The sequence below is a fragment of the Bradyrhizobium sp. STM 3809 genome (assembly GCF_000239795.1).
In the GTDB taxonomy this organism is placed as follows: Bacteria; Pseudomonadota; Alphaproteobacteria; order Rhizobiales; family Xanthobacteraceae; genus Bradyrhizobium.
Genome location: NZ_CAFJ01000309.1, coordinates 1 through 24,993 on the forward strand (window position 1 = coordinate 1; position 24,993 = coordinate 24,993).

Here is a 24,993-nt window from a genome sequence, read left to right on the forward strand (position 1 = left end):
TTTGCGGGCCATGACCGAATCGCAGCAGGACCGCTGGCCAAGGTGGCGCTGGCGCTGAAGCACGCCCCGGCGAGCCCGGCGCCCGTGATCATTTTCAGCGACCGCACCGGGCGGCCGATCGACCTCGACCTGCGCGGCAGCGACCGCGAGATCCTGGCCAGGCTCGCGGGCGGCCCGGCCATGCCGGCCGAGCCGACCCCCCAGGAGCCGCGGGGCCGCGGCCGCCCCAGGCTCGGTGTCGTCGCCCGTGAAGTGACGTTGCTGCCCGAGCATTGGGAATGGCTGGGCGCGCAGCCCGGCGGCGCCTCCGTGGCCCTGCGCAAGCTGGTCCATGAGGCGCGCCGCGCCAGCGGCGACAAGGACCGCGCCCGCGAGGCGCGTGATGCCGCCTATCATTTCATGTCGGCGATGGCCGGCAATCTGGCGAACTTCGAGGAGACGGCCCGGGCGCTGTTCGCGGACGATCTCACCCGCGTCACGGCTTTGATTGTAGACTGGCCCGCCGACATCCGCGACCATGTGATGGCGCTCGCGCAGCGCCACCACGCCGATTGAGATCTGTTCCTCTTAGATCTGTTTTCGAGCAGCCGACGGGAGCCGCGATCGGGTGGGCTCCCGTTCAATTCATTCCAACACGAGCCGCCGGAATTTCCGCGCGGCCGACGGATTTTTGCCGTGACAACGCCCGCGTCCCTCCGCAAGCCGTTCCTGATGTTTCTCGCGCCGATGATGCTGAGCAACATCCTGCAATCGCTGTTCGGCACCATCAACAACGTCTATCTCGGCCAGATGATCGGCGTCGACGCGCTCGCCGCGGTGTCGGTGTTCTTTCCGGCGATGTTCTTCTTCATCGCCTTCGTCATGGGACTCGGTTCCGGCGCCAGCGTGCTGATCGGCCAGGCCTGGGGCGCCAAGGAGCCGGCGAAGGTGAAGGCGATCGCCGGTACGACCTTGACCATCACGTTGCTGCTCGCTGTGTTGATCGCGGTCGGCGGCCTCTACAGCCGCGAGCTGCTGACCGCGCTCGCGACGCCTGCCAACATCATCGATGCGGCCAGCGGCTATGCGCGGATCATGATGCTGACGATGCCGCTCACCTTCGCCTACATCATGCTGTCCTCGCAGATGCGGGCGGTCGGCGACACGGTCACGCCGCTTGCCGCGCTCGCCGCCTCGACCACTCTGGGGCTGGTGCTGACGCCGATGTTCATCCGCGGCTGGCTCGGCGTCCCGCAGCTCGGTGTCGCCAGCGCCGCCTGGGCATCGGCGAGCTCCACCCTGATCACGCTGACATCGCTCCATGTCTTCCTGCGCCGGCGCAAGCATCCGCTGGCGATCGACGCGGCGTTCATCCGGGGCATGCGGCCGGATCCGGCGCTGCTGCGGGTGGTGCTGCGGCTCGGCATTCCCGCAGCGATCGGCATGATCGTGATGTCGCTGGCCGAGATGGTGCTGATCGGTCTCGTCAACGGCTTCGGCTCGGACGCGACCGCGGCGTACGGCGCCGTCAACCAGGTGCTCGGCTATGTGCAGTTTCCGGCGCTGTCGATCGCGATCTCGGTATCGATCTTCGGCGCCCAGGCGATCGGCCGCGGCAACGCGGAGCAGATCGGCCGCATCGTTCGCACCGGCGTCGAGATGAACCTGGTGCTGACCGGCAGCCTGGTCGCGATCGGCTATCTGTTCTCGCGGACACTGATGGGCTTCTTCATCAACGATCCCGCGGTCATCGAGGTGGCGCAGCGCTCGCTGCACATCGTGCTGTGGAGCTCGGTGCTGTTCGGCATGTCCACGACGTTCTCGGCGGCGATGCGCGCGTCGGGCACGGTGTGGACGCCGCTGGCGATCTCGGCCTTCTGCATCGCCGTGATCGAGGTGCCCGCCGCCACCTGGCTCAGCCGGGCCATCGGCCTCGACGGCGTCTGGTGGGCCTATCCGATCACGTTCACGGCCATGGCGCTGCTGCAGATGAGCTTCTATCTGCTGGTCTGGCGCAAGCGGACGATCCGGAAGATGATCTGAGGCACGCCGCATATCGCCCATCTGGCGAAATATGATGACTATCATAAAACCCTGGACGACGCCGGCCCGCCGGACCACAATGCGCGAAACGTTCGAGGAGACCGCCCGTGAGCCGACCCGCACCGGAGTTCATGTTCGATTTCGGCAGCCCCAACGCCTTTCTCAGCCACGAGGCGATTCCGGCGATCGAGAAGCGCATCGGCGTCCAGTTCGTCTACGTGCCGGTGCTGCTCGGCGGCATCTTCAAGGCCACCAACAACCGGTCGCCCGCCGAAGCCTATGCCGGCATCAAGAACAAGCGCGAGTTCCACGAAGTCGAGACGCAACGTTTCCTCAATCGCTTCCACGTGCAGCCATGGGTCTGGAACCCGCATTTCCCGGTAAATACGCTGAACCTGATGCGGGCGGCGGTCGCCGCGCAGCTCGAAGGCGTATTCGAGACATACGTCGATGCAGCCTTTCATCATATGTGGCGCGAGCCGAAGAAGATGGAGGACCCGGAGATCGCCATCGCCGCCATCAATTCCTCCGGGCTCGACGGCGCCAAGCTCTTTGCGCGCGCGCAGGAGCCGGAGGTGAAGGCGAAGCTGGTCGAGAACACCCAACGCGCCGTCGAGCGCGGCGCGTTCGGCTCGCCGACCTTCTTCGTCGGCAACGAGATGTTCTTCGGCAAGGAGCAGCTGCGCGACGTCGAGGACTATATTCTCGGGAGGTAATTGCCCGTCATTGCGAGCGAAGCGAAGCAATCCAGGGCTACGCTCACGACTCTGGATTGCTTCGCTTCGCTCGCAATGACGACGTGGTGAGAACGGAGACCAGCATGCAACAGCGTAATGCCACCGTGGCCGTCATTGGCGCCGGCGACTACATCGGCGCCGAGATCGTCAAGAAGTTCGCCTCCGAAGGTTTCACCGTGTTCGCCGGACGGCGCAACGGCGACAAGCTGGCGCCGCTCGTGGCGGAGGTCGAGGCTGCGGGCGGGCGGATCGTGGCGCGGTCGCTCGATGCGCGCAAGGAGGACGAAACCACCGCCTTCCTCAACGACGCCGACACGCACGCGCCGCTGGAGGTCGTCATTTTCAACGTCGGCGCCAACGTCAATTTCCCGATCCTGGAGACGACGGACCGCGTGTTCCGCAAGGTGTGGGAGATGGCGTGCTGGGCCGGCTTCGTCGCGGGGCGCGAGGCGGCCCGGCTGATGCTGCCGCGCGGCGGCGGCAAGATCTTCTTCACCGGCGCCACCGCCTCGCTGCGCGGCGGCTCAGGCTTCGCGGCGTTCGCCTCCGCCAAGTTCGGCCTGCGCGCGGTGGCGCAGTCGATGGCGCGCGAGCTGATGCCGCAGAACATCCATGTCGCCCACCTGATCATCGATTCCGGCGTCGACACCGCCTGGGTGCGCGAACGCCGCGCCCAGCTCTGGGGCAAGGAGGCGCTGGACAATCCCGACCTGCTGATGCCTCCGGCCTCGGTCGCCGGCGCCTACTGGCAGCTCTACCAGCAGCCGAAGAGCGCCTGGACGTTCGAGATGGAGATCCGGCCGTTCGGAGAGAAATGGTGAGCGGGCGAATAGCGAAGACGGAGTAGCGTATAGGGAATGGATCCCATCCCCATTCGCTACTCGCCATTCGCCACGCGCTTCGGCATGATGCGGCCCGCTTACAGAAGGACCTTCCCATGCGCATTCTCGTCGTCGGCGCCGGCGCGATCGGCGGTTATTTCGGCGGCCGGCTGCTGCAGTCCGGCGCCGATGTCACGTTCCTGGTCCGCCCCCGGCGCGCCGCCGAGTTGGCCGAGTCCGGCCTGGTCATCCGCAGCCCTGCCGGTGATGTCACGCTTCCCAACCCGCCGACGGTGCAGGCCGGCAGCCTGACGCAGCATTTCGACGTCGTGCTGTTGAGCTGCAAGGCCTACGATCTCGACGACGCGATCGCGTCGTTCGCACCGGCGGTCGGTCCCGCGACCGCGATCATTCCGCTGCTCAACGGCATGAAGCACCTCGACGTGCTCGATGCCAAATTCGGCCGCGCGCGTGTGCTCGGCGGACTCTGCGCCATCGCCGCGACATTGAACGAGAAGCGCGAGGTCGTGCAGCTGCAGCCGATGCAGTCGCTCGGCTTCGGCGAGCGCGACGGCGGCTCCTCCGAGCGCGTCCGCGCCATCTTCGAGATTTTTCAGCGCGGCAACTTCAATGCCGCCGCCAGCGACCACATCATGCAGGACATGTGGGAGAAGTGGGTGTTCCTCGCCTCGCTCGCGGCCTCCACCACGCTGATGCGCGCGCCGGTCGGCGTGATCCTGACCGCGCCCGGCGGCAAGGACTTCCTGCTCGGCATGCTCGACGAATGCAGCGCCATCGCGGCGGCCGCCGGCTACGCGCCGGCCGGCGCGTTCTTCCAACGCGTCTCCGGCATGCTGACGGCGGAGGGATCGCCGATGACCGCCTCGATGTTCCGCGACCTCCGCGCCGGCCTGCCGGTCGAGGCGGATCACGTCATCGGCGATCTGGTGGCCCGCGCGGATGCGGCGAAGGTGCCTGTGCCGCGCTTAAGGATTTCATACACGCAGCTGAAGGTGTACGAGGCGCAACGCGCGTCGTAGCCGCTGCGCGGCAAGCGCGCAAAAAATGCGTCTGTGAGTCGTGGTCACGCCTCGTCCACCGCCGTCGTCCCGGCCCTGAGCCGGGACCCATACCCCCAGGAGGTGGTTTGAGGCCCGCTGGTCGCGGGCATCTCGCGGATCACATCTGCTGCGGCGCATGGGTCCCGGCTCGAGGCCGGAACGACACCTTCGCTAAGCCAAGATCGAACTACAAATGCGCGAGATAGTGCGCCAGCGCCGTGATCTCCTCCGCTGACAGCGGATACGCGACATCCGTCATCGCGGCCTGGCTGCCGCCGACGCGCTGGCCGCTCTTGTAGTCGTGCAGCGCCTTGACGAGATATTCCTCGCGCTGGCCGGCGAGGCGCGCCACGCCCTTGGTGCCGGCGTAGGAGTCGAGATGGCACGAGGCGCAGCGGCGGCCGGCGGCGGCCTCGGCGCCCTTCTTCGACAGGTCGGGATCGTTATCCGGCGGCGGCTTGGCCGGCTGCAGCGAGGCGAAATAGGCGCCGAGATTGCGGATGTCCTCGTTGCCGAGCTGATCGACGATCGGCTTCATCGCCTCGTTCTTGCGGGTTCCGGCACGGAAGAACACCAGTTGCCACTGGATGAACTGATCCTGCTGGCCGGCCAGCGAGGGGATGTTCTCGGTCTGCGAGATGCCGTTCTCGCCGTGACAGCCGACGCAAAGCTCGGCCTTCGCCTTGCCGGCGGCAAGATCGGCCGCAGACGCCGGCAGCACCGGAAGCACGAGCATCAACGCGGCGAGTGTCGCCTGGCGCATTCCATGGTTCCCTGGATTCATCGTGGGGGTTCGAGCTCCCATCATTGTTGTCACGCGCCACGCTGTCCAACGCGCCACGCTCAAAAAAGTTGGGCTGCGGCCGCCATCATGGCGACGCGCAGCCCCGCTGTGGTCAAAGCCTCACTTCTTCTCGTAGCTGATGCGATAGATCGCGCCGGCCCAGTCGTCGGCCACCAGCATCGAGCCGTCCTTGGCGAGCACGATATCGTCGGGACGACCGAGATAGCCCTGGTCACCCTCGATCCAGCCGGAGGCGAACACCTCCTGCTTGGCATCCTTGCCGTCGGGACCGACGACCACCCGCATGATCCGCGCGCCCTGGTACTTGTGGCGGTTCCAGGAGCCGTGCTCGGCGATGAAGATGTTGTTCTTGTATTCCGCCGGGAACTGGTCGCCGGTGTAGAACTTCATGCCGAGTGGCGCCACATGCGCGCCCAGGTTCAGCACCGGCGGCGTGAACTCGGAGCATTTGTGGCCCATCGCGAATTTCGGATCCGGCATGTCACCCTGGTGACAATAGGGATAGCCGAAATGCTCACCGATCTTCGAGATCATGTTGAGCTTGTCGCTCGGCAGATCGTCGCTGACCCAGTCGCGCGCATTCTCGGTGAACCAGTATTTTCCGGTCCGCGGATCGACGTCGCCGCCGACGCTGTTGCGGACGCCGAGCGCCCAGATCTCGGCATTGCCGGTGCGCGGATCGACGCGGCGGATCTGCGACACCGAGGTCGGCGGGATGCCGATGTTGAAGGGCGGGCCGAACGGAATGTAGAACCAGCCCTCCTTGTCGACCGCGATGTACTTCCAGCCATGGGCGGCGTAGGACGGCATGTCGTCATAGACGACCTTGCCCTGGCCGAGATTGTCGAGATTGGCCTCGGCGTTCTCGTACTTGATCAGCTTGTCCACCGCGATCACGTAGAGATTGCCGTCCTGGAAGGCGAGGCCCGTGGGCATGTTCAGGCCCTTGAGGACCGTCTTGACCTCGCGCTTGCCGCCCTTGTCGCTGATCGCATAGACGTTGCCGAGCCCGAACGAGCCGACGAACAGCGTGCCCTTGTCGCCCCAGGCCATCTGCCGCGCGGCGAGCACGCCCGACGCCCAGACCTCCATCTTAAAGCCTTCCGGCAGCTTCACCTGCTTGACGATCTTGGCGAGCTCGGCGTCGGATGCGCCGGTCGGCGGACCGGACGGCGGTGCGAGGCCCTTCTGCGCCTCGGTCTCGTCGCCGAGGAACCAGTCATCCGGCGGATGCGTCCAGAATTCCTTGGTGCCGGATTCGTATTTTTTCAGGCCCTTGCCCTGATCGGACTGCTGCTGCGCGCCGGCGATGCTGGTGCCGGCGAGAAGGCTGATTGCTGCAAGCGCAAGAATGCTTCGGTGGAAAACCGATATCATCGCTTCACTCCCATGAGCAGCTCGTTTGGCTGCGTCTATTTATCGGAACGTATTTCGCGGACGTTCTTTGGTCGCCACGTCGGTGGTCGACTCGAAAATGGTAGCACATCCTGCGCGCGTGAGAAGCGGATTGCGGCGAGGTTTGCGCGACGCTCGCGCCGCGCCTCTGCACTCAGAGCATGCCGGATGCATATTTGCTGGGCGCGCTCTTGCAACGCATCGATCCCATGGCGCGACGGCGGCAAGAACGGCCATGCGCTGTATTCATACGCACCGATCGCGCGCGCGATTGGCGTGGCGATCATCCGTCGCTAGTCTGTAGCGCCGCGAGCGGGGGCGGACCGCGCCAGCGCCACCAAAACTCATGCCGAACAAGACTCGTCTCGAACAAGACTTTTCTCGAACAAGGCTCGTGCCGAACAGGACGCAAGATGTCGCAACAGTCCAAGCTTCCGACACCGAAGGCCGGTGCAGGCGTTCTCGAGCTGCTGCGCCAATTCGCCGCCGACCCCGCGGCCGCTTCCGCCTATGGTGAAGATTGTCTGAAGCGGACGCAGAGGATCGAGCCGCAACTGAAGGCGTTCGAATATCTGCCGCGCGATGTGACCGCGAAGAGTGGTCCGCTCGGCGGAATTCCTGTCGCCATCAAGGACATCATTGCAACGTCCGACATGCCGACCACCAATGGCTCGGCGATCTATCGCGATCATGTGCCGGATGCCGACGCCTGGGTGGTTGCGCGGCTGCGCGATCTCGGGGCAACGATCTTCGGCAAGACGGTCTCGACCGAGTTCGCCTGGCGTCATCCGGGTCCCACCGTCAATCCGTGGAACCCTGCGCACACGCCGGGCGGCTCGTCGTCAGGCTCGGCCGCGGCCGTCGCGTTGGGCCTGGTGCCGCTGGCACTGGGCACGCAGACGCTCGGCTCGGTGATCCGCCCTGCCGCCTTCAACGGCGTCGTCGGCTTCAAGCCCAGCTTCGGCGCGATCCCGCGCACCGGCGTGCATCCGCTCAGCCCGTCGCTCGACCATGTCGGCTTCTTCGCACGCCGCGTCGACGACGCCGCGCTGGCCTTGTCCCTGCTCGCGGGCACCAGCGCCGGCGATCTGCACGGCCGGCCGCTGCCCGGCTTCGACGTCGACATCGATCAGGGCGTCGCAGCGCTGCCGAGGCCGCGGCTGGCGGTGGTGCGTTTCGCCAAATGGGAGCGCGCCGAGGCCGAGCAGAAGACGGTGTTCGAAGCAGTCATCGACAAATTGCGCAGCGCCGGCGCTGCGATCGAGGAGATCGAGCTGAGGGCGCTCGACGCCGCGAACCCCGACGCGATCACCACCATCATGCTGAGCGAGGCGACGACGATCTTTTCGGGCCTCATTGCCCGTTTCCCCGACCGGGTCAGCGACGTGATGAAGGGTCATGTCGAGAGCGGGCGAGGCAAGACGGCGATGGAGTACCTCGCCGCCAAGGCGGTGCAGGCCGCTCGGCAGGCGGCGCTTGCCCAGGAGCTCGACGGTTTCGATGCCGTGCTCACCTTGCCCGCCTTCGGCGAGGCGCCGCGTGGCCTCGATTGGACCGGCGACGCTGAATATTGCGCGCCCTGGACCTTCGTCGGGGCGCCGGCGGTCGCGCTGCCGGCCGGGTTCGGCAAGAACGGCCTGCCGCTGGGCATCCAGATCACCGGCGCGTACCGCAACGACCTGCATGTCCTGCGCGTCGCGAAATGGGTCGAGGCGACGCTTGCATTCGATCCCGGCCTGCCGCCGCTGGCGCGCGAATAGGGCTCTTCGCGCCCGTCCCGACCAGCTCACCAGCCCCGAGCGCCACGGCGACAAGCCCAGTGGCGGGTTTCCAGCCGGCACTGTAAAATCGTCGCATGACAGTCACAGACATCGCGAGCAGAACCTACAATCACGGCTGGCGCCTCGATCCGATCGTGCGCAGCCTGCTCGACACCGATTTTTACAAGCTGCTGATGCTGCAGATGATTCGGGAGTTCTACCCGGATCAGAAGGTGACCTTCTCGGTCATCAACCGGACCAAGCGGGTGCGGCTCGGCGACGTCATCGACGAGGGTGAGCTGCGGGCGCAGCTCGATCACGCCCGCACCATCCGCTTCACCAAGAAGGAGCTGATCTGGCTCGCCGGTAACACGTTCTACGGCAAGACCCACATGTTCTCGCCGGACTTCCTGGCCTGGCTCGCCAATTTCCGCCTGCCCGAATACGAGCTGCACAAGGCCGACGGGCAGTACGAGCTGCATTTCCACGGCCTGTGGACCCACACCACGATGTGGGAGATTCCGGCGCTGGCCATCGTCAACGAGCTGCGCTCGCGCCAGGCCATGAAGGGCCAGGGCCGCTTCGCGCTCGACGTGCTGTTCGCCCGCGCCAAGGCCAAGCTGTGGGCCAAGGTCGAGCGGCTGCGCAAGCTCGAGGGCCTTCGGCTGTCGGATTTCGGCACCCGCCGCCGCCACGGCTTCCTGTGGCAGCGCTGGTGCGTCGAAGCGGTCAAGGAAGGCCTGGGCTCCTCGTTCACCGGCACGTCCAATGTGCTGCTCGCGATGGACAACGACCTCGAAGCCATCGGCACCAATGCCCATGAGCTGCCGATGGTCGCCGCCGCGCTGGCCAAGGACGACGACGAGCTGCGTTTCGCGCCCTATCGCATTCTCGACCAGTGGCGGCAGACTTATGCCGGCAACCTGCTGATCGCCCTGCCCGACGCGTTCGGCACCAAGGCCTTCCTGCGCGACGCGCCGGACTGGGTCGCCGATTGGACCGGCTTCCGCCCCGACAGCGCGCCGCCGATCCAGGCGGGCGAGGAGATCATCGCGTGGTGGAAGTCGAAGGGCCGTGATCCCCGGCAGAAGCTCCTGGTGTTCTCCGACGCGATGGATGTCGAGTCGATCGAGCAGATCCACCACCGCTTCTCCGATCAGGTGCGGCTGTCGTTCGGCTGGGGCACCAACCTGACCAACGACTTCGTCGGCTGCTCGCCCGACGGTTCTGTCGATCTCGATCCGATTTCGCTGGTCTGCAAGGTGACCTCGGTCGACGGCCGCCCCGCCGTGAAACTGTCCGACAATCCGGAGAAGGCGACCGGCGATCCCGCCGAGATCGCCCGCTATCTGCGCGTGTTCGGCGACGCCGGCCGGGTGCGGACCCCCGTGTTCGTCTGAGCGGGAAAATCTCTCGCATCCTCACTGATTCTTGTTCCGGATTTGTTCGGCTTGCGGTAAAATCAGAGCGCGAACGCGGCAACCGGAAGGCAGGAGGTCGTTGGCATGCGTGGGGTGAGCGGCCGCGTCGGGCAGCTTTTTTTCCTTGTCGTCGCGATCGCTCTCCTCACGGGAGCAAGACCGGCCGCAGCCGACAAGCGCGTAGCCCTGGTGATCGGCAACTCCATCCACGAGCATGCGCCGCTGCTCGACGAGCCGGCGGTCGATGCCAAGCTGATCGCGGACAAGCTGGCACAGCTCGGCTTCACCTTGAGCGGCGGCAGCGCCCAGATCGATCTGACCAAGCAGGGCTTCGACCGCGCGCTCGCGGAGTTCAAGGGCCGGATCGCCGATGCCGATGTTGCCCTGATCTACTTCGCCGGCTACGGCATCAACCTCGGCGGCGCCAATTATCTCGTTCCGGTCGACGCGGCGCCGGCGAAGGCGGCCGATGTCGAGACCGAGTTGCGCAGCCTCGCCGGCATCATGCGCGAGCTGGACGGACCGGACAGCCGAGCGAACGTCGTGGTCCTCGACGCCTTCCGCTCGAACCCGTTCGCAGCCCGCGGCATTGCCGGGCTGTCGGCGGGTCTGGTGGCGACGAGCGTGCCCGCCAACACGCTGCTGTCCTTTTCCGCACAACCGGGGACCGTAGGGCAGCGGGGACCGTCCGGGCATAGTGCCTTCACCAACGCATTGGTCGAGGCGTTGACTGCGCCCAGTCCGGGTGCGCTGCTCGAGACGCTCAATCGGGCGGGAGTGGCCGTGAAGCGCGCGACCTCCGGGGCCCAGCAACCGCTGCTCTTGGCGACGCCGCTCGGCGGCAGCGAGGTCGTTTTTGGCCCGCCGCGCGCGAATCCTGCGCCGGGCACAGCCGAATCGACGATCAAGACGCCCGCAAACCGGCAGGCTGCGGCGACGGCAGCCATGAGCCCGCCACCGGCCTCGACCGCCTCGGACGGCCGTACGCCCGGCCTCGCGGTGCTCTATGACGAGGATCCCTCCGATCCCAAAGGCAAGCGCTATACCGGCTCGGTGACGTGGCGGATGGAGACCATCAAGAGCCCGCAGTCCGGGCGAGCCGTGCCGGTGATCCGCGCCGAAATCGATGTTCCAGACCGCAAGCTGAAGGCGACCCTGCAGCTGCGCCGCAACGACGATCCGACCCTTCCGGCCAGCCACGTCGCCGAGCTCACCTTCGCGCGCGCCGACGATTTCGCTGGCGGGGGGATCAACAACGTGCCGGGAATCCTGATGAAGTCGAATGAGCAGGCGCGCGGTACGCCGCTTGCCGGCCTGGCGGTCAAGGTGACGGAAGGATCGTTCCTCGTCGGCCTCTCCAATGTCGACGCCGACCGCGCGCGCAACGGCGAACTCCTCGCCGGGCGTGAATGGTTCGACATTCCCCTCGTCTACAGCAATCAGCGCAGGGGTATCTTGGCCATCGGCAAAGGCCCCAGTGGCGACCGCGTCTTCGCAGATGTGTTTGCGGCCTGGGACAAGTCCCAGCCGGTCCAATAAGTTTTCACGCGCGGGATATTGGCGGAGCGGAGATTTTGGAGCGGGCGAAGGGGTTCGAACCCTCGACCCCGACCTTGGCAAGGTCGTGCTCTACCACTGAGCTACACCCGCATCCGTGACGGCTGGGCGGCGTGGCCGCCAGCGACGGGCAGACCTATGCCAAATGCCGCGGACGAATGCAACAGGTCTGCGACATGTTTCGTGTGTCGGCCGGCTTCAATTTTGGGTGCTGGAGGCCGCCGAACCGGGCCGAATCGGCCATTCGGCGCGCCGACGCCTAGCCGGATTGAAATTTAACCGGCGACCGCCACTTAAAGCGATAGAAACCGTGTATTGAGGCGCGGCGGCGGCCGGTTCCCGGCGCGCTGTCCCATCCCAGATTTTTCGGACGAGGACCTCGTGACCATTGTTGAGCAGGGCGGCGGAGCGGCGCCGCAGGTGCCGGATCTGATCAAGGACACCACGACGCAAAGCTTCGTGAAGGACGTGATCGAGGAATCGAAGCGTCAGCCGGTCCTCATCGACTTCTGGGCGCCGTGGTGCGGCCCGTGCAAGCAGCTGACCCCGATCCTGGAGAAGGCCGTCAAGGCCGCCAAGGGCAAGGTCAAGCTGGTCAAGATGAACATCGACGAGCATCCGGCCATTCCGGGCCAGATGGGCATCCAGTCGATTCCGGCCGTGATCGCCTTCGTCGGCGGCCGCCCGGCCGACGGCTTCATGGGCGCGGTGCCCGAGAGCCAGATCAATGCCTTTATCGAGAAGATCACGAAGGGCGTTCCCGGCGTCGGCGAGCCCGACATCAACGAGATCCTGAAGGAGGCCGAAGCGGTACTGGCCGAGGGCGATCCGGCAGGTGCAGCGCAGATCTATGCCGAGGTTCTGTCGTTCGATGCCGCCAACATCCCGGCTCTGGCAGGCCTCGCCAAATGCTACCTCGAAACCGGCGCGGTGGAGCAGGCCAAGGAAACCCTGGCGCAGGTGCCCGAGGCCAAGCGCAACGATTCGGCCGTGTCGGCCGTCCAGGCCGCCATCGATCTCGCCGAGCAGGCGCAATCGCTCGGTCCGGTCGGCGAGCTCGAACAGAAGGTCGCCGCAAATCCGCTGGATCATCAGGCGCGTTTCGACCTGGCAATCGCGTTGAACGCCGCGGGCAGGCGGACGGACGCCACCGACCACCTGCTCGAGATCGTCAAGCGTGATCGCAAATGGAACGAGGACGGTGCGCGCAAGCAGCTCGTGCAGTTCTTCGAAGCCTGGGGCGGGGCCGACGAGGCCACCGTCGAGGGCCGCAAGCGGCTGTCGACCATCCTGTTCTCGTAAGATCGCGAGGCAGCGGCGCAGGCTCTCACGGATGGCAGTTTAGCGGACACGAGGTATCGCATGCCGATCAATGCCGAATATCGCGGTCCCGCCGAGCTGCCGGAGGTGATCCCGGTGTTTCCGCTGGCCGGCGCCCTGCTGCTGCCGCGCGGCCAAATGCCGCTGAACATTTTCGAGCCGCGCTACCTCGCGATGGTCGATGACGCATTTCGCGACGGCCATCGCCTGATCGGCATGATCCAGCCCGACGTCACGCATTCCTCCAGCGAGGAACGTCCCGCGCTGTTCAAGGTCGGCTGCGTCGGTCGAATCACGCAGCTCGCTGAATCGGGCGACGGCCGCTACATCCTCGAGCTCACCGGCGTGTCGCGCTTCAAGGTGGTCGAGGAAATGACGGTGCTGACGCCGTACCGCCAGTGCAAGGTCGACTATTTCCCGTTCATCGACGACTTCACCGCGCGCAAGGGCGAGAATGCCGTCGACCGCGAGGCCTTGCTGGCCGTGCTGACGGACTTCCTGAAGGCCAACAATCTGAAGGTCGACTGGGCCGGCATCGAGGCCGCTCCCAATGAGGCGCTCGTCAACGCGCTGGCGATGATGTCACCCTACGGCCCGGCGGAAAAGCAGGCGATGCTCGAGGCGCCGGACCTGAAGACCCGCGCCGAGATCCTCGTTGCGGTGACCGAGATGGATCTCGCCAAGAAGCGCACCTCGGGCGATCCGCCGCTGCAGTGAGCGCTTCAACGATCACTCCGCGGCCACCGCCCGCGGCGGCGCCGGCGTTGCCGTGAGACGCATGAGCGCGACGGTCGCCACGATCACTCCGACATAGACGGCAAGCTGCATGGCGGTCGGCTGATCGGTATAGCCGATCAGCGCCTTCAGCGTCCGTCCGGCCAATCCCTTCTCCGGCAGCACCGCGCTCGAATCCCACATCACCTGATCGAACGATGTGAGCCAGTTGGCGCGGGCGAGGAAGAACACCGCCTGCGCGGCCATGCCTGCAGACAGCAACGTGATCAGAACAGTGGTGGTGCGGAACAGCGCGCGTGGCGGGATCCGCATCAGGCCGAGATAGGTCGCAAGACAGACCGCGACCCCCAGCAGCAGGCCGAGCACGCCGCCGCCGAGCAGCGCGCGGCCGCCGCCTTCCTCCGAGGCGGCGACGCCGTAGAGGAACAGCGCCACCTCGCTGCCTTCGCGCAGCACTGCGATTGCGATGACCGTCGCCAGCGCGACCAGCGGCTTGGCGCCTTCGGCCACCGCCTGCCCCATGGTGCGCAGCTCATTGGCCATCTCGCGGCCGTGCCGGGCCATCCAGACATTGTGCCAGGTCAGCATGATCACGGCGGTGGAAAGGATGGCCGCATTGAACACCTCCTGGCCCATGCCCTCGAACAGCTGGGTCAGGGAGCCCGCAAACGCCGCAACGGCGCAGGCCCCGACCAGGCCCGCAAACAGCCCCGCGCCGATCCAGCGCAGCCGATGCGGGACCGCGCTGGTGACGGCGAGAACGATGCCAACGATGAGTCCGGCCTCGAACACTTCGCGGAAGACGATGATCAGCGCGGCGAGCATGGACAGCGACCTATTGCACGTTGACGAAGCCGCGGGCCTTTTCGTTGAAGTCGTTGTAGAACTCGTAACGACCCGACTTCATCGCCCTGATGTTGACGACCGCCTCGCTGTTGGCCGCGATCACCTTCTCGACCTTCAGGGTCTCGCTCTCGAACTCGATCGCCTTGTTTTCCATGTTCTTGACGCGGATGGTCAGCGGCGCGTCCGCGGGGACGGTGGGCTCCCTCGGTTCGAATTGTCCGTTGGCATAGGTGAGGCAGATCTCGTTCGGCCCCCCAGCCTGCACCTGCGACGCGATCAGCAGCATGCCGAGACTGCCGCCCGCAACGATCACCTTCCGCACCCGTTCGACCAACATCGATCAGCCCTCTCGTATTCAGACAAGCAAATCGGAGAACTGGTACGCGACCGCATCAAGATCGACGGTGCGGCACCCGTTCGCGACGACGAACAGCTAAGCGGCCCGCCGCCGTGTCTGCAAAGAGACTCCTTCTAAGTTGGAACCATTCTTCGCGAATGTGTCGCGGCGGTGGCGAGCGCTTGGCTGCGGGCGGCCGTTGGGCTCCGTTTCGTAACGAAGTTCGCAGGCCTGCCTTATCGGTGCCGCGGATGACGGAGTGTGGTCGGCCCTTCACTGCTCGTCTGCTGATTGGAAACAACGCGGAGATGGGACCTTGGCGGGCTCTCGCGGCTGCGGTTCGTGTCATCCGCGGGCCGCTCAGTAGCCTGCGGCCGCGAGCGCCACGACGCCGGCGAGCATGATCCAGCCGAAATGCCGCGCCCGCGTCGCCACCGCGTTGGCGACGGCTGCGACGGCGAACACCGCAATGGCCATGACGACGATCCAATGACGCGCCGCCTCGGAACCCATCTCGGGCGCGGCCATCAGCAGCGCACCGAAACCGATCCAGGCGATCGTCCCCGCCTGCCAGACGAGCCGGAGCAGGGTCCGCAGCCGCTCCGGCGTGATGACCGCGCGTGAAAAGACGACCGTCTCCCCGAGCACGCCATGGATCAGCGCGACCGCGATCGACGCCAGCCCGGCCGCCTGCAACACCAGATCACGCATCGCATCCTCCATACAGTTGTGTATGGAGGATGCGCCCGAAGCTGGCGGCCGTCAATACACTTGTGTATGGTCGTGCGATGGTGACGAGATGAGCGAGCAGCTTTCCGCCAAGGACTGGCTGGACCAGGGCCTCAGGATCCTGGCGAGCCGGGGCTTCACCGCGCTCAAGGCGGAGCCGATGGCCAAGGCCATGGGCGTGTCGCGCGGCAGCTTCTACTGGCACTTTGCCGACGTGGCGGCGTTCCACGCCGAGCTGCTGAAGCACTGGCGCGAGATCGCAGCCGAGCGGATCATCACCGGCGTCGAGGCCAGCGCGGGCGCCGAGCCGGCGATCGCCGTGCTGCTGCGCCGCAGCTTCACCATCAGGGCCGCCCTGGAGCGGGCCGTTCGCAGCTGGGCCGCCTCCGACGCGGCCGCGCTCGCGGCGGTGCAGGCGATCGACAAGCGGCGGCTCGGCTACGTCCGCGGCCTGCTCGTCGCCGAGGGGCTGGCGCCGGACGTCGCGACGGCGCGGGCTCAGGTGCTGTACTGGGCGTTTCTCGGCTACGCCCTGTCGGGCCGGACTTTGCCCGCCGCGCAGCAGGACACCGTGCTGCGCGAGCTGGTGCGGCTCGCCCTGCTCAAGCCTTGAGGCAAGCCTTGAGGGGACGACAGCGCCGCTGCCGATGTGATAGAGAGGCGGCCGCCGGAGACAGATGCCATGAACGCCCCGCTCGAACGCCCCGCCAATTCCGTCGATCCCAAGCTGCTGGAGATCCTGGTCTGCCCGATGACCAAGGGTCCGCTGGAGTACGACGCCGCGAAGCAGGAGCTGGTGTCGCGCTCGGCAAGGCTCGCTTATCCGATCCGCGACGGCATCCCGATCATGCTGCCCGAGGAAGCGCGGAAGATCGACTGACCGATGCGCGCCGCCGTCCTCCGCTGTGCGCTCGCGTTGGCTCTCCTGACATCGGTCGCCGCGGCCGAGGAGAGCGCCATCCGTGTCGGCGTGCTGGACGCCGTCCTGACCACGCCGCCTGGCGTCGAGCGTCCGCCGGTCGCATTGCTGATCGCCGGATCCGGATCGACGGACCGCGACGGCAACGGGCCGCAGCTGAAGCCTTCGACCCTGAAGAAGCTCGCCGAGCAGCTCGCTGCCCGCGGCGTCGCCAGCCTGCGCTACGACAAGCGCGGCGCGCGCGGCTGGAAGGCGGAGTTCGGCAAGCCCGAGGACTTCCGCTTCAAGGACTATGTCGACGACAGCACCGCCCTGGTCGACTTCCTGCGCGGCAAGTTCGCCCGCATCGCCGTGGTCGGCCATAGCGAGGGCGGCCTCGTCGCCATCCTCACCGCCCGCCGCACCCCGGTCGACCGCCTCGTCCTGCTCGCGGCTTCGGCGCGGCGGCAGGGCGATCTGCTCAAGGCGCAGCTCGAGAAGAAGCTGCCGGCGACGAAGATGGAGCCGGTCGCCAAGGCGATCGACGCCATCATGGCCGGGCAGGTGGTGGATCCGCCACCGCCGGAGCTGCCGATCGACCCCGTCATGCAGCCCGGCATCGCCTCCGCCTTCGCCGAGGATCCGATCGATCCGCTGAAGCAGATCACGATCCCGATCCTGATCGTCGCCGGCGCCCGCGATCAGCAGGTCGCCCGGCTCGACATGGTCGCGCTCGCCGCCGCCGCGCCGGCCGCCAAGACGCTGTGGCTGCCGGAGATGAACCACGTGCTGGTCGACGTCGCCAATGAGGACGAGAACCTGTCGTCCTACAACGACCCCGACCGCCCGCTCGATCCGGACATGGTCGACGCCGTCGCCGCCTTCATCGCGGCTCCCGGCCCGCGCTGAGGCGTTGCCTGAGCATGATCGTGTCGGACAACCGGTTCCCGCTTTTCCGGATCGTGCTCAGAGCGCCTCTCCCTTCAACAGCCGCGGCATCTCGCCGGTCAGGCCGGCGGCCTGCTTGATGAACAGCTCCTTCAGCGGCGGCGCCCGGTCGACGAGGCCGAGGCCGATGTCGCGCACCGTGCGCAGCAGGGTCGATTTGTTCGAGAACAGGAAATTCAGCGAGTTGGTGGCGACGCCCATCGCCATCGTGTCGAACCGGCGCCAGCGCTGGTAGCTTTCCAGCACATCCACCTGCCCGGGATCGATGCCCATGCGCGCCGCATCGACGACGACCTCGGCCAGCGCCGCGACGTCCTTCAGCCCCAAATTCAGCCCCTGCCCCGCGATCGGATGGATCACATGGGCGGCGTCGCCGACCAGCGCCAGCCGTGGCGCGATGAACGAGCGCGCGACGAAATAGGACAGCGGAAACGCGCGCGGCTGATCCAGCACCTTCAGCTCGCCGAGATGCAGGCCGGCGCGCTTCTCCAGCTCGGCGTGGAATTCGTCGGCGCTCAGCTCGATCAGGCGCTTCGCCTCCCGGCGCCGCTCGGTCCAGACCAGCGAGGAGCGCTTGCCGGTCAGCGGCAGGATCGCGAACGGCCCCGGCGGCAGGAAATGCTCCTCGGCGCGGCCGTTGTGGTCGCGCTCGTGCCCGACGGTCACGACGATGCCGGACTGGTCGTAATCCCAGCCGTGGGTAAGGATGCCCGCGCGCTCCCTGAGCCGCGAGCGCGCGCCGTCGGCCGCCACCAGCAGGCTGGCCTCGAGCTCGCTGCCGTCGCCGAGCGTCACCGTGACCGCATCCGTCCGCGTCTTGAAGCCGGTCACCGGCACAGCCTTCAGCGTGACGCCGGCCGCCTCGGCATGCTTGACGAGCGCATCGATCAGCAGGCGGTTCTCGACCATGTGCGCGAACGGCTCGCCGGCCTCGACCTGGCCCGCGAAGGTCAGGAACGCCGGCCGTGTCGCGTCCTCGAGCTTGGAATCGGTGATGACCATGTCGAGGATCGGCTGCGCGTCGGGCGCCACGTCCGCCCAGACGCCGATCGCATCGAACAGCTTGCGGCAGGCGGCGACGATGGCGCTGGCGCGCGGATCGCGGCTCGGCCGGTTGGCCAGCGCCGGATCGGCGACGATCACCGGCACCTCGGCGCCGAGGCCCTGCCGGAGCGCCAGCGCGAGCGCCAGGCCGGCAAAGGCGCCGCCACAAATGACAATGCTTCGCTGTGTCGTCATGGCACCTGGCTCACGGTTGCTCTTGCGGGTGGCCTATAGCTAGGCGAAACAGAGGGCAGAACCAAGGGCCGCAACCCCCATCCGCCGCTTGTGGATGGCTGATGCCCGCGAAAGCGGGCCGGAGCCGCCGGCCGAGCCAGCGAAAGCACCACGCCATGTCCAAGGGCCTGATCGACCTGATCTCGATCCTCGACCTCGAGCCGATCGAGGTGAACCTGTTCCGCGGCAACAGCCCGAAGACGAGCTGGCAGCGCGTGTTCGGCGGCCAGGTGATCGGCCAGGCCATGATGGCGGCCTGCCGCACCGTCGAGGGCCGGCTGCCGCATTCGCTGCACTGCTATTTCATCCTGCCCGGCGACCCGCAGGTGCCGATCATCTACCAGGTCGAGCGGCTGCGCGACGGCAAGAGCTACGCGACCCGCCGCGTCACCGCGATCCAGCACGGCAATGCGATCTTCTCGATCATGGTTTCCTTCCACAGCGACGAGGAGAGCGCCTTCAACCACCAGGACAAGATGCCGGACGTGCCGCCGCCGGAGAAGCTGACCGCGGAGGAGATCTCCAAGCAGCCGATGTTCCAGGAGGTCTTCCAGCGGATGCCGGACTTCATCCGCCGCTACTATGAATCCGACCGTCCCATCGAGCTGCGCCCGGTCGAGCTCAGCCGCTATTTCGGCGAGAAGATCGACGATGGCCGCATCCACGTCTGGATCAGGACGGCCGCGAAGCTGCCCGACGACCCGGCACTGCATCTGTGCGCGCTGGCCTATGCGTCGGACTTCTCGCTGCTCGACGCGGTCATGGCGCGCTACGGCCGGACGCTGTTCGACAAGCGCATGATGCCGGCCTCGCTCGATCACGCGATGTGGTTTCACCGGCCGTTCCGCGCCGACGAATGGCTGCTCTATGCGCAGGATTCGCCGAGCGCGCAGGGCGGCCGCGGGCTGACCCGCGGCTCGATCTTCAAGCCCGACGGCACGCTGGTCGCCTCCGTCGCGCAGGAGGGATCGATCCGCGAGCGCCGGTCCTAGCCCGATCACATCGGCTGCGAGCCGCGCGGCACCACCGCGAATTGCGACACGTACCAGACGCTGTACCAGCGCAGCAGCCACGGAATCGGGATGAGCAGCGTGCTGCCGAGCACGAACACCAGGGTGCGCCACAGCACCTGCAGGCCGGTGCCGTTGAACACCACGTCGCGCCGCGTGCCCTGGATGTTGCGGCAGACCCAGCGCATCCAGGCGGTCAGCACCCAGGCCCAGCCGATGATGGTGAAACCCGACACGATCATCAGCAGGTACCAGCCGCCATAGACCACCGGACTGCCTTCGAAATGAATCGGCAGCCGCTCGCCATTGGCGGCGAGGTTGCTCAACAGCCAGCGCAGCACCATCCAGCCCAGGAACGCCGGAGCGACCAGGGAGATCAGCTTGAGGATCGGCTGGTCGCTCAGGCCGACATAGGCCAGCACGCCCATCGCGATGAAGACGTACCAGATGTCGAGAGGCTGGCCGGTGAAGGTGAGATTCGGCCGGCCGGGCACCCTCATCCGCTCGATCACGTAGCGGTAGAGATAGACCGCCGTCCACGGCGTGATGACCACCAGGAATTGACCGACGACGTAAACCAGGGACCAGAAGAAGAGCGGGAAGGTCTCCAGCTTGGCCGACAGCGCGCCGGACGAAGCGCCGCCGCCGTCGAAGGCAGGGGGCCGGCCCGGCATCGCGGTGGGGACGCCCGACATCAGCCCGGGAATGCGGCCGGCCTTTTCCCAGCCGGCCATGCCGTCGCTCCACAGCAGCGTCTCGGCGGTGACGGCGCCCCTGGCGATCAGGTCGCGCAACTCGTCTTCCGAAATGGGGCCCAGCTGCTGACCTTGGGCGGCGTAATACCAGGAACGATTCGACATGGGGGATCCTTGACCAACGGAGGCAACAAAACGTCTTGCATCTGTCGGGCGATGACGAATTGCGTTCAGTGATATCGGTCACTCCATGACGTTTTCACTTAACGCTGCGCTGTTTTTGTGCCATTTGCCTAGGAACAGGCCAAAATCGCCATCTCCAGCCTGCCTTTGAAACAGGCTGCTCCGACCGACCTGAGGAAACCAAGGCCCGCCCATGAAGCTCGTCGTCGCGATCATCAAACCCTTCAAGCTCGACGAGGTGCGCCAGGCCCTCACCGCGATCGGCGTGCACGGCATGACGGTCACCGAGGTCAAGGGCTATGGCCGGCAGAAGGGTCACACCGAAATCTATCGCGGCGCGGAATACATCGTGAACTTCCTCCCCAAGCTGCGCATCGAGATCGCGGTCAACTCCGACATCGCCGACAAGGCGGTCGAGGTGATCACCACGCATGCCCGCACCGGCCAGATCGGCGACGGCAAGATCTTCGTCACCCCGATCGATCACGCCCGCCGGATCCGCACCGGAGAGACCGACACCGACGCTCTCTGAGCGGCCGCGACGGCGGCACGGCCGCCGCAACGGCGCGGCGGCGGACAACCACTCAATCTGAACTGACATGCCGGGGGGACTGTCATGGGGACCTGCGCGTCTCGTTGCCTGCGCGCGTCTGCAGCTGTGGCTGCAGCCAGCGCCGTTATCTTCACCACGCCGGCATGGGCTGCCGCGCCATCCACGATCGACGCGGCCGACACCGCCTGGATGATCGTCGCCACCGCATTGGTGCTGATGATGACCATCCCGGGCCTGGCGCTGTTCTACTCGGGCATGGTGCGCAAGAAGAACGTGCTGGCGACGATGGCGCAGAGCCTCGCCGCCGTGATGCTGATCTCGATCCTCTGGGTCGCGTTCGGCTATTCGCTGGCCTTCGTCGGCGACGGCGCCTGGATCGGCACGCTCGATCGCGCCTTCCTGGCCGGCATGGGCATGGACAGCGTCCATCCCGGCGCCAAGACCATACCGGAAGCGCTGTTCATGCTCTACCAGATGACATTCGCGATCATCACGGTGGCGCTGGTGGCGGGCTCGGTGGCCGACCGCATGAGGTTCTCGGCCTATCTCGTGTTCGGCGTCGCCTGGTTCGTCTTCGTCTATGTGCCGCTGGCGCATTGGATCTGGGGCGGCGGCTTTCTGGCGCAGGCGGGCGTGGTCGACTTCGCCGGCGGGCTGGTCGTTCACCTCTCCGCCGGCACCGGCGGGCTGGTCGCGGCGCTGGTGATGGGCCGCCGCCACGGCTATGGCAGCGAGAACCTGTCGCCGTTCGACCTGTCGCTCGCGGTGGTCGGTACCGGTCTGCTGTGGGTCGGCTGGTTCGGCTTCAATGGCGGCTCGGCGCTCGGGGCCAATGCGCATGCGGTGATGGCGATCCTGACCACCCATCTCGCCGCCTGCGCCGGCGCGGTGACCTGGGGCGCGCTGGAGTGGTCGACCCGCCGCAAGCCGTCGGTGCTCGGCATGATCTCGGGCGCGGTCGCCGGGCTCGGCACCATCACCCCCGCCTCGGGCTTCGTCGCCCCCTGGCACGGCCTGGTCATCGGCGCGCTCGCCGGTATCATCTGCTACTGGGCCTGCACCTCGCTCAAGCACCGCTTCAATTACGACGACTCGCTCGACGTGTTCGGCGTCCACGGCATCGGCGGGCTGACCGGCACCGTGCTCGCCGGCGTGTTCGCCACCGCGGCGATCGGCGGCACCTCCGGCCTGATCGAGGGCAACCCGAAGCAGCTCGCGGCCCAGCTCTACGGCGTCGCCGTTACCCTGGTCTGGTCGGGCGGGGTCACCTGGGCACTGCTGAAGCTGGTCAGCGCCTTCGTGCCGCTGCGGGTGTCCCGCGAGCAGGAACTCGAGGGGCTGGACATCTCCCAGCACGGCGAGGCGCTGCAATAACTGCAGGATTTGGCGCCATCTGACTCGTTCTGAGCCGGCGATTCCTGCCCGCGCAGTGAGCAGCATTGTGTCTTGAGCCTGACATGCGCAGTTTTTGCGCATGCCTGCTCATTCCCTGGGCGCGACCGAATGGCGCAGCCCCCGACTCCCCCTGTGATCATCGAAAAGGTCAGCGTTCACGGCTCGTTAGCCGTGAGCGGCCGTCTGGCACGGCATTTGATTCTAGCCCCCCGGCTGTGCCCGCGTCGTGAAGCTCTCTCCGCGTGGTGAATCTCAGTCGACAGAAAGCGCTCGGTAACGTCCGTGCCGGGCCCAAGCGGGGATAGGACCCATGAAAATTGTTATGGCGATCATTAAGCCATTCAAGCTCGAAGAAGTCCGGGACGCCCTGACCGCCATCGGCGTTCATGGTCTCACGGTGACGGAAGTGAAGGGATACGGCCGTCAGAAAGGTCATACGGAAATCTACCGCGGCGCCGAGTATGCGGTGAGCTTCCTGCCCAAAATCAAGATCGAGGTCGCGATCCCCTCCGACCAGGTCGACAAGACCATCGACGCGATCTCCTCGGCCGCCAAGACCGGCCAGATCGGCGACGGCAAGATCTTCGTCATCAGCCTCGACCACGCCGTGCGCATCCGCACCGGCGAAGCAGACGCTGCGGCTCTCTGATTTCGCGCTCAAACCAGAACACTTACGGAGTAGAATAAAATGACGTTCAAGCGTCCAACCAGCGCGGGATGGGTCACGCTCGCAATCGCCGGGCTCTGCGTCGCAGGCCTCGCCGACGTGGCGTTCGCTGAAGATGCGCCGGCCGCCGCTGCTGCTGCCGCCCCCGTTCCCAACAAGGGCGACGTCGCCTGGATGCTCGTGTCCAGCGCCCTCGTCCTGATGATGTCCATCCCCGGCCTCGCGCTGTTCTATGGCGGCCTCGTCCGCACCAAGAACATGGCCTCGGTGCTGACCCAGGTGTTCGCGATCGTCGCCATGGTCGGCGTGGTCTGGACGCTGTACGGCTACTCGATGGCCTTCACCGACGGCGGCAGCATGACCTCCATGATCGGCGGCTTCGGCAAGGCCTTCCTGAAGGGCGTCGACGCCAACTCGACGGTCCCGACATTCTCGAACGGCGTCGTCATCCCGGAACTCGCCTACTTCGTGTTCCAGATGACCTTCGCGATGATCACCCCGGCCCTGATCGTCGGCGCCTTCGCCGAGCGCATCAAGTTCTCGGCGGTGATGCTGTTCATCCTGCTCTGGGTGACCTTCGTCTACTTCCCGATCGCGCACTGGGTCTGGTACATCGCGGCTCCGGATGACGTCGCCGCCGCCGCCAAGGCTCTCGCTGCTGCCGGCGACGCTGCTGCCAAGACCGCCGCCCAGGCCAAGCTCGACGAAGTCACCGGCGCGGTCGGCTGGCTCGCCAGCGCGGGCGCCCTCGACTTCGCAGGCGGCACCGTGGTGCACATCAATGCGGGTATCGCGGGTCTCGTCGGCGCCGTGCTGATCGGCAAGCGCACCGGCTACGGCAAGGAGCTGATGGCTCCGCACTCGCTGACCATGACCATGATCGGCGCCGCGCTGCTGTGGGTCGGCTGGTTCGGCTTCAATGCCGGCTCCAACCTGGAATCGAACGGCGTCACCGCGCTGGCCTTCGTCAACACGATGGTCGCCACCGCCGGCGCGGCGCTGTCCTGGCTGCTCTGCGAATGGGCCGTCAAGGGCAAGCCCTCGCTGCTCGGCATCTGCTCCGGTGCAGTCGCCGGCCTCGTCGCCGTCACCCCGGCCTCCGGCTATGCCGGTCCGATCGGCGCGCTGGTCCTCGGCCTGATCGTCTCGCCGGTCTGCCTGTTCTTCGTCTCCACCGTGAAGAACGCGCTGGGCTATGACGATGCGCTCGACGTGTTCGGCGTGCACTGCGTCGGCGGCATCATCGGCGCTCTCGCCACCGGCATCCTGGTCAACCCGGCCCTCGGCGGCGTCGGCATCACCGACTACACCAACATCACCGGCAACAACGCCGGCACCTACGACTTCGCCACGCAGATGCTGGCGCAGCTCAAGGCTGTCGGCGCGACGCTGGCGTGGTCGGGTATCGTCTCGGCGATCCTCTACAAGGTCGTCGACGTGATCATCGGCCTGCGTCCGACCGTCGAGCAGGAGCGTGAGGGTCTTGATATCACCGACCACGGTGAGCGCGCCTACAACTACTGAGTTCTCCCGGGACTTGGTCGTAAGCGACCAGGTCCGCAACTTCGGTTCGGGCAGATACCCGGCAATGCCCTGACCGTTGAGGGGCTCCAGCGCAAGCTGGGGCCCCTTTCTTTTTGGGGCCGCAGTGGTGAGGCCAGGACTGCCACCAAACAACAGCTGTCGTTCCTGCGAACGCAGGGACCCATACCGCGTGATGTTTGGAAGAGGCAGGCTGCGAGTCCCGCGCCAGACGACTGAATCCAGTAGTTATATGTCCCTGAGTTCGCAGGGACGACGGCGGAGGCTAGCGTTGGCAG

At 66.5% G+C, this 24,993-nt stretch carries 26 protein-coding genes and 1 tRNA gene; 18 read left to right on the forward strand and 9 right to left on the reverse strand.

Annotation, left to right across the window (positions count from 1 at the left end):
- The 5 genes from BRAS3809_RS17180 to panE all read left to right on the forward strand — a co-directional run.
- Positions 1–555: DUF2239 family protein (locus BRAS3809_RS17180; RefSeq protein ID WP_052523433.1), on the forward strand; the 555-nt coding region annotated here is incomplete at its 5' end.
- 120 nt (positions 556–675) lie between these two features.
- Positions 676–2,022 (forward strand): MATE family efflux transporter, encoded by a 1,347-nt coding sequence (locus tag BRAS3809_RS17185; RefSeq protein ID WP_008963371.1) that lies wholly within the window; start codon positions 676–678, stop codon positions 2,020–2,022.
- A 107-nt stretch (positions 2,023–2,129) separates the two neighbouring features.
- Positions 2,130–2,738, forward strand: a complete 609-nt coding sequence (locus BRAS3809_RS17190) for a 2-hydroxychromene-2-carboxylate isomerase (RefSeq protein WP_008963372.1) — start codon at positions 2,130–2,132, stop codon at positions 2,736–2,738.
- Positions 2,739–2,842: 104 nt separating this feature from the next.
- Positions 2,843–3,580, forward strand: coding sequence for an SDR family oxidoreductase (locus BRAS3809_RS17195; protein WP_008963373.1), 738 nt, complete (start codon positions 2,843–2,845; stop codon positions 3,578–3,580).
- Between the two features lie 116 nt (positions 3,581–3,696).
- Positions 3,697–4,620, forward strand: a complete 924-nt coding sequence (panE, locus tag BRAS3809_RS17200) for a 2-dehydropantoate 2-reductase (protein WP_008963374.1) — start codon at positions 3,697–3,699, stop codon at positions 4,618–4,620.
- Positions 4,621–4,828: 208 nt separating this feature from the next.
- Here panE and BRAS3809_RS17205 read toward each other — a convergent pair whose 3' ends face one another.
- Complete coding sequence (locus BRAS3809_RS17205) at positions 4,829–5,404, reverse strand: c-type cytochrome (RefSeq protein ID WP_008963375.1); 576 nt, start codon at positions 5,402–5,404, stop codon at positions 4,829–4,831.
- A 141-nt stretch (positions 5,405–5,545) separates the two neighbouring features.
- Positions 5,546–6,823, reverse strand: coding sequence for a PQQ-dependent sugar dehydrogenase (locus BRAS3809_RS17210; protein WP_008963376.1), 1,278 nt, complete (start codon positions 6,821–6,823; stop codon positions 5,546–5,548).
- A 431-nt stretch (positions 6,824–7,254) separates the two neighbouring features.
- On the opposite strand from BRAS3809_RS17210, the gene BRAS3809_RS17215 reads away from it, so the two are divergent.
- Together BRAS3809_RS17215 and pncB are read left to right on the forward strand one after the other, a co-directional pair.
- Complete coding sequence (locus BRAS3809_RS17215; RefSeq protein ID WP_008963377.1) at positions 7,255–8,601, forward strand: amidase; 1,347 nt, start codon at positions 7,255–7,257, stop codon at positions 8,599–8,601.
- Positions 8,602–8,696: 95 nt separating this feature from the next.
- Positions 8,697–10,001, forward strand: coding sequence for a nicotinate phosphoribosyltransferase (pncB, locus tag BRAS3809_RS17220; protein WP_008963378.1), 1,305 nt, complete (start codon positions 8,697–8,699; stop codon positions 9,999–10,001).
- Between the two features lie 21 nt (positions 10,002–10,022).
- Here pncB and BRAS3809_RS37365 read toward each other — a convergent pair whose 3' ends face one another.
- Positions 10,023–10,238: a hypothetical protein gene (locus BRAS3809_RS37365; protein WP_240535700.1), complete on the reverse strand. Its 216-nt coding sequence runs from the start codon at positions 10,236–10,238 to the stop codon at positions 10,023–10,025.
- Here BRAS3809_RS37365 and BRAS3809_RS17225 point away from each other — a divergent pair.
- Complete coding sequence (locus BRAS3809_RS17225) at positions 10,158–11,561, forward strand: caspase family protein (protein ID WP_240535699.1); 1,404 nt, start codon at positions 10,158–10,160, stop codon at positions 11,559–11,561. The genes BRAS3809_RS37365 and BRAS3809_RS17225 overlap by 81 nt on opposite strands.
- 36 nt (positions 11,562–11,597) lie before the next feature.
- On the opposite strand, the gene BRAS3809_RS17230 is transcribed toward BRAS3809_RS17225, so the two are convergent.
- A tRNA-Gly gene (locus BRAS3809_RS17230) sits at positions 11,598–11,672 on the reverse strand.
- A 288-nt stretch (positions 11,673–11,960) separates the two neighbouring features.
- Here BRAS3809_RS17230 and trxA point away from each other — a divergent pair.
- Together trxA and BRAS3809_RS17240 are read left to right on the forward strand one after the other, a co-directional pair.
- Positions 11,961–12,881 carry a thioredoxin gene (trxA, locus tag BRAS3809_RS17235; protein ID WP_008963380.1) on the forward strand — a complete coding sequence of 307 codons (921 nt, stop codon included), beginning with the start codon at positions 11,961–11,963 and terminating at the stop codon, positions 12,879–12,881.
- Positions 12,882–12,941: 60 nt separating this feature from the next.
- Positions 12,942–13,616 carry an LON peptidase substrate-binding domain-containing protein gene (locus tag BRAS3809_RS17240; protein WP_008963381.1) on the forward strand — a complete coding sequence of 225 codons (675 nt, stop codon included), beginning with the start codon at positions 12,942–12,944 and terminating at the stop codon, positions 13,614–13,616.
- A gap of 12 nt (positions 13,617–13,628) precedes the next feature.
- Here the strand turns inward: BRAS3809_RS17240 and BRAS3809_RS17245 are convergent, their stop codons facing one another.
- The 3 genes from BRAS3809_RS17245 to BRAS3809_RS17255 form a co-directional block, all read right to left on the reverse strand.
- Positions 13,629–14,459, reverse strand: a complete 831-nt coding sequence (locus tag BRAS3809_RS17245) for an FTR1 family iron permease (RefSeq protein WP_008963382.1) — start codon at positions 14,457–14,459, stop codon at positions 13,629–13,631.
- A gap of 10 nt (positions 14,460–14,469) precedes the next feature.
- The gene (locus BRAS3809_RS17250) at positions 14,470–14,817 is read right to left on the reverse strand and encodes a cupredoxin domain-containing protein (RefSeq protein ID WP_240535698.1); all 348 of its coding nucleotides are present in this window, start codon (positions 14,815–14,817) and stop codon (positions 14,470–14,472) included.
- Between the two features lie 360 nt (positions 14,818–15,177).
- Positions 15,178–15,528: a hypothetical protein gene (locus BRAS3809_RS17255; protein ID WP_008963384.1), complete on the reverse strand. Its 351-nt coding sequence runs from the start codon at positions 15,526–15,528 to the stop codon at positions 15,178–15,180.
- Positions 15,529–15,616: 88 nt separating this feature from the next.
- On the opposite strand from BRAS3809_RS17255, the gene BRAS3809_RS17260 reads away from it, so the two are divergent.
- The 3 genes from BRAS3809_RS17260 to BRAS3809_RS17270 all read left to right on the forward strand — a co-directional run bounded on the left by BRAS3809_RS17260 (position 15,617) and on the right by BRAS3809_RS17270 (position 17,353).
- Positions 15,617–16,159: a TetR/AcrR family transcriptional regulator gene (locus BRAS3809_RS17260; protein WP_008963385.1), complete on the forward strand. Its 543-nt coding sequence runs from the start codon at positions 15,617–15,619 to the stop codon at positions 16,157–16,159.
- Positions 16,160–16,228: 69 nt separating this feature from the next.
- Positions 16,229–16,426 carry a Trm112 family protein gene (locus BRAS3809_RS17265; RefSeq protein ID WP_008963386.1) on the forward strand — a complete coding sequence of 66 codons (198 nt, stop codon included), beginning with the start codon at positions 16,229–16,231 and terminating at the stop codon, positions 16,424–16,426.
- Positions 16,427–16,429: 3 nt separating this feature from the next.
- Positions 16,430–17,353, forward strand: coding sequence for an alpha/beta hydrolase (locus BRAS3809_RS17270; RefSeq protein ID WP_008963387.1), 924 nt, complete (start codon positions 16,430–16,432; stop codon positions 17,351–17,353).
- Between the two features lie 57 nt (positions 17,354–17,410).
- On the opposite strand, the gene BRAS3809_RS17275 is transcribed toward BRAS3809_RS17270, so the two are convergent.
- On the reverse strand, positions 17,411–18,631 hold the full coding sequence (locus BRAS3809_RS17275) for a ubiquinone biosynthesis hydroxylase (protein ID WP_008963388.1): 1,221 nt from the start codon (positions 18,629–18,631) through the stop codon (positions 17,411–17,413).
- A 155-nt stretch (positions 18,632–18,786) separates the two neighbouring features.
- On the opposite strand from BRAS3809_RS17275, the gene tesB reads away from it, so the two are divergent.
- Positions 18,787–19,662: an acyl-CoA thioesterase II gene (gene tesB / locus BRAS3809_RS17280; protein ID WP_008963389.1), complete on the forward strand. Its 876-nt coding sequence runs from the start codon at positions 18,787–18,789 to the stop codon at positions 19,660–19,662.
- Positions 19,663–19,667: 5 nt separating this feature from the next.
- Here the strand turns inward: tesB and BRAS3809_RS17285 are convergent, their stop codons facing one another.
- Positions 19,668–20,540 (reverse strand): DUF4339 domain-containing protein, encoded by an 873-nt coding sequence (locus BRAS3809_RS17285; RefSeq protein WP_008963390.1) that lies wholly within the window; start codon positions 20,538–20,540, stop codon positions 19,668–19,670.
- Positions 20,541–20,751: 211 nt separating this feature from the next.
- Here BRAS3809_RS17285 and BRAS3809_RS17290 point away from each other — a divergent pair, with 211 nt between their 5' ends.
- The 4 genes from BRAS3809_RS17290 (at position 20,752) to BRAS3809_RS17305 (ending at position 24,697) form a co-directional block, all read left to right on the forward strand.
- Positions 20,752–21,090, forward strand: coding sequence for a P-II family nitrogen regulator (locus tag BRAS3809_RS17290; protein WP_008963391.1), 339 nt, complete (start codon positions 20,752–20,754; stop codon positions 21,088–21,090).
- Positions 21,091–21,174: 84 nt separating this feature from the next.
- The gene (locus BRAS3809_RS17295) at positions 21,175–22,485 is read left to right on the forward strand and encodes an ammonium transporter (RefSeq protein ID WP_008963392.1); all 1,311 of its coding nucleotides are present in this window, start codon (positions 21,175–21,177) and stop codon (positions 22,483–22,485) included.
- 331 nt (positions 22,486–22,816) lie between these two features.
- Entirely contained in the window at positions 22,817–23,155 is a 339-nt protein-coding gene (locus tag BRAS3809_RS17300; RefSeq protein WP_006611147.1) for a P-II family nitrogen regulator, read from the forward strand.
- Between the two features lie 39 nt (positions 23,156–23,194).
- Positions 23,195–24,697 carry an ammonium transporter gene (locus BRAS3809_RS17305; RefSeq protein ID WP_008963394.1) on the forward strand — a complete coding sequence of 501 codons (1,503 nt, stop codon included), beginning with the start codon at positions 23,195–23,197 and terminating at the stop codon, positions 24,695–24,697.
- The last annotated feature ends 296 nt before the right edge of the window (positions 24,698–24,993 follow it).

Excerpts from the sequence above, each read along its gene's own strand:
- BRAS3809_RS17195 (WP_008963373.1), top strand. The coding sequence starts at position 2,843 with ATGCAACAGCGTAATGCCACCGTGGCCGTCATTGGCGCCGGCGACTAC.
- panE (WP_008963374.1), top strand. The coding sequence starts at position 3,697 with ATGCGCATTCTCGTCGTCGGCGCCGGCGCGATCGGCGGTTATTTCGGC.
- BRAS3809_RS17205 (WP_008963375.1), bottom strand. The coding sequence starts at position 5,404 with ATGCGCCAGGCGACACTCGCCGCGTTGATGCTCGTGCTTCCGGTGCTG.
- BRAS3809_RS17210 (WP_008963376.1), bottom strand. The coding sequence starts at position 6,823 with ATGATATCGGTTTTCCACCGAAGCATTCTTGCGCTTGCAGCAATCAGC.
- BRAS3809_RS17215 (WP_008963377.1), top strand. The coding sequence starts at position 7,255 with ATGTCGCAACAGTCCAAGCTTCCGACACCGAAGGCCGGTGCAGGCGTT.
- pncB (WP_008963378.1), top strand. The coding sequence starts at position 8,697 with ATGACAGTCACAGACATCGCGAGCAGAACCTACAATCACGGCTGGCGC.
- BRAS3809_RS37365 (WP_240535700.1), bottom strand. The coding sequence starts at position 10,238 with ATGCTCGTGGATGGAGTTGCCGATCACCAGGGCTACGCGCTTGTCGGC.
- BRAS3809_RS17240 (WP_008963381.1), top strand. The coding sequence starts at position 12,942 with ATGCCGATCAATGCCGAATATCGCGGTCCCGCCGAGCTGCCGGAGGTG.
- BRAS3809_RS17245 (WP_008963382.1), bottom strand. The coding sequence starts at position 14,459 with ATGCTCGCCGCGCTGATCATCGTCTTCCGCGAAGTGTTCGAGGCCGGA.
- BRAS3809_RS17250 (WP_240535698.1), bottom strand. The coding sequence starts at position 14,817 with ATGTTGGTCGAACGGGTGCGGAAGGTGATCGTTGCGGGCGGCAGTCTC.
- BRAS3809_RS17255 (WP_008963384.1), bottom strand. The coding sequence starts at position 15,528 with ATGCGTGATCTGGTGTTGCAGGCGGCCGGGCTGGCGTCGATCGCGGTC.
- BRAS3809_RS17260 (WP_008963385.1), top strand. The coding sequence starts at position 15,617 with ATGAGCGAGCAGCTTTCCGCCAAGGACTGGCTGGACCAGGGCCTCAGG.
- BRAS3809_RS17265 (WP_008963386.1), top strand. The coding sequence starts at position 16,229 with ATGAACGCCCCGCTCGAACGCCCCGCCAATTCCGTCGATCCCAAGCTG.
- BRAS3809_RS17270 (WP_008963387.1), top strand. The coding sequence starts at position 16,430 with ATGCGCGCCGCCGTCCTCCGCTGTGCGCTCGCGTTGGCTCTCCTGACA.
- BRAS3809_RS17275 (WP_008963388.1), bottom strand. The coding sequence starts at position 18,631 with ATGACGACACAGCGAAGCATTGTCATTTGTGGCGGCGCCTTTGCCGGC.
- tesB (WP_008963389.1), top strand. The coding sequence starts at position 18,787 with ATGTCCAAGGGCCTGATCGACCTGATCTCGATCCTCGACCTCGAGCCG.
- BRAS3809_RS17285 (WP_008963390.1), bottom strand. The coding sequence starts at position 20,540 with ATGTCGAATCGTTCCTGGTATTACGCCGCCCAAGGTCAGCAGCTGGGC.
- BRAS3809_RS17290 (WP_008963391.1), top strand. The coding sequence starts at position 20,752 with ATGAAGCTCGTCGTCGCGATCATCAAACCCTTCAAGCTCGACGAGGTG.
- BRAS3809_RS17295 (WP_008963392.1), top strand. The coding sequence starts at position 21,175 with ATGGGGACCTGCGCGTCTCGTTGCCTGCGCGCGTCTGCAGCTGTGGCT.
- BRAS3809_RS17300 (WP_006611147.1), top strand. The coding sequence starts at position 22,817 with ATGAAAATTGTTATGGCGATCATTAAGCCATTCAAGCTCGAAGAAGTC.
- BRAS3809_RS17305 (WP_008963394.1), top strand. The coding sequence starts at position 23,195 with ATGACGTTCAAGCGTCCAACCAGCGCGGGATGGGTCACGCTCGCAATC.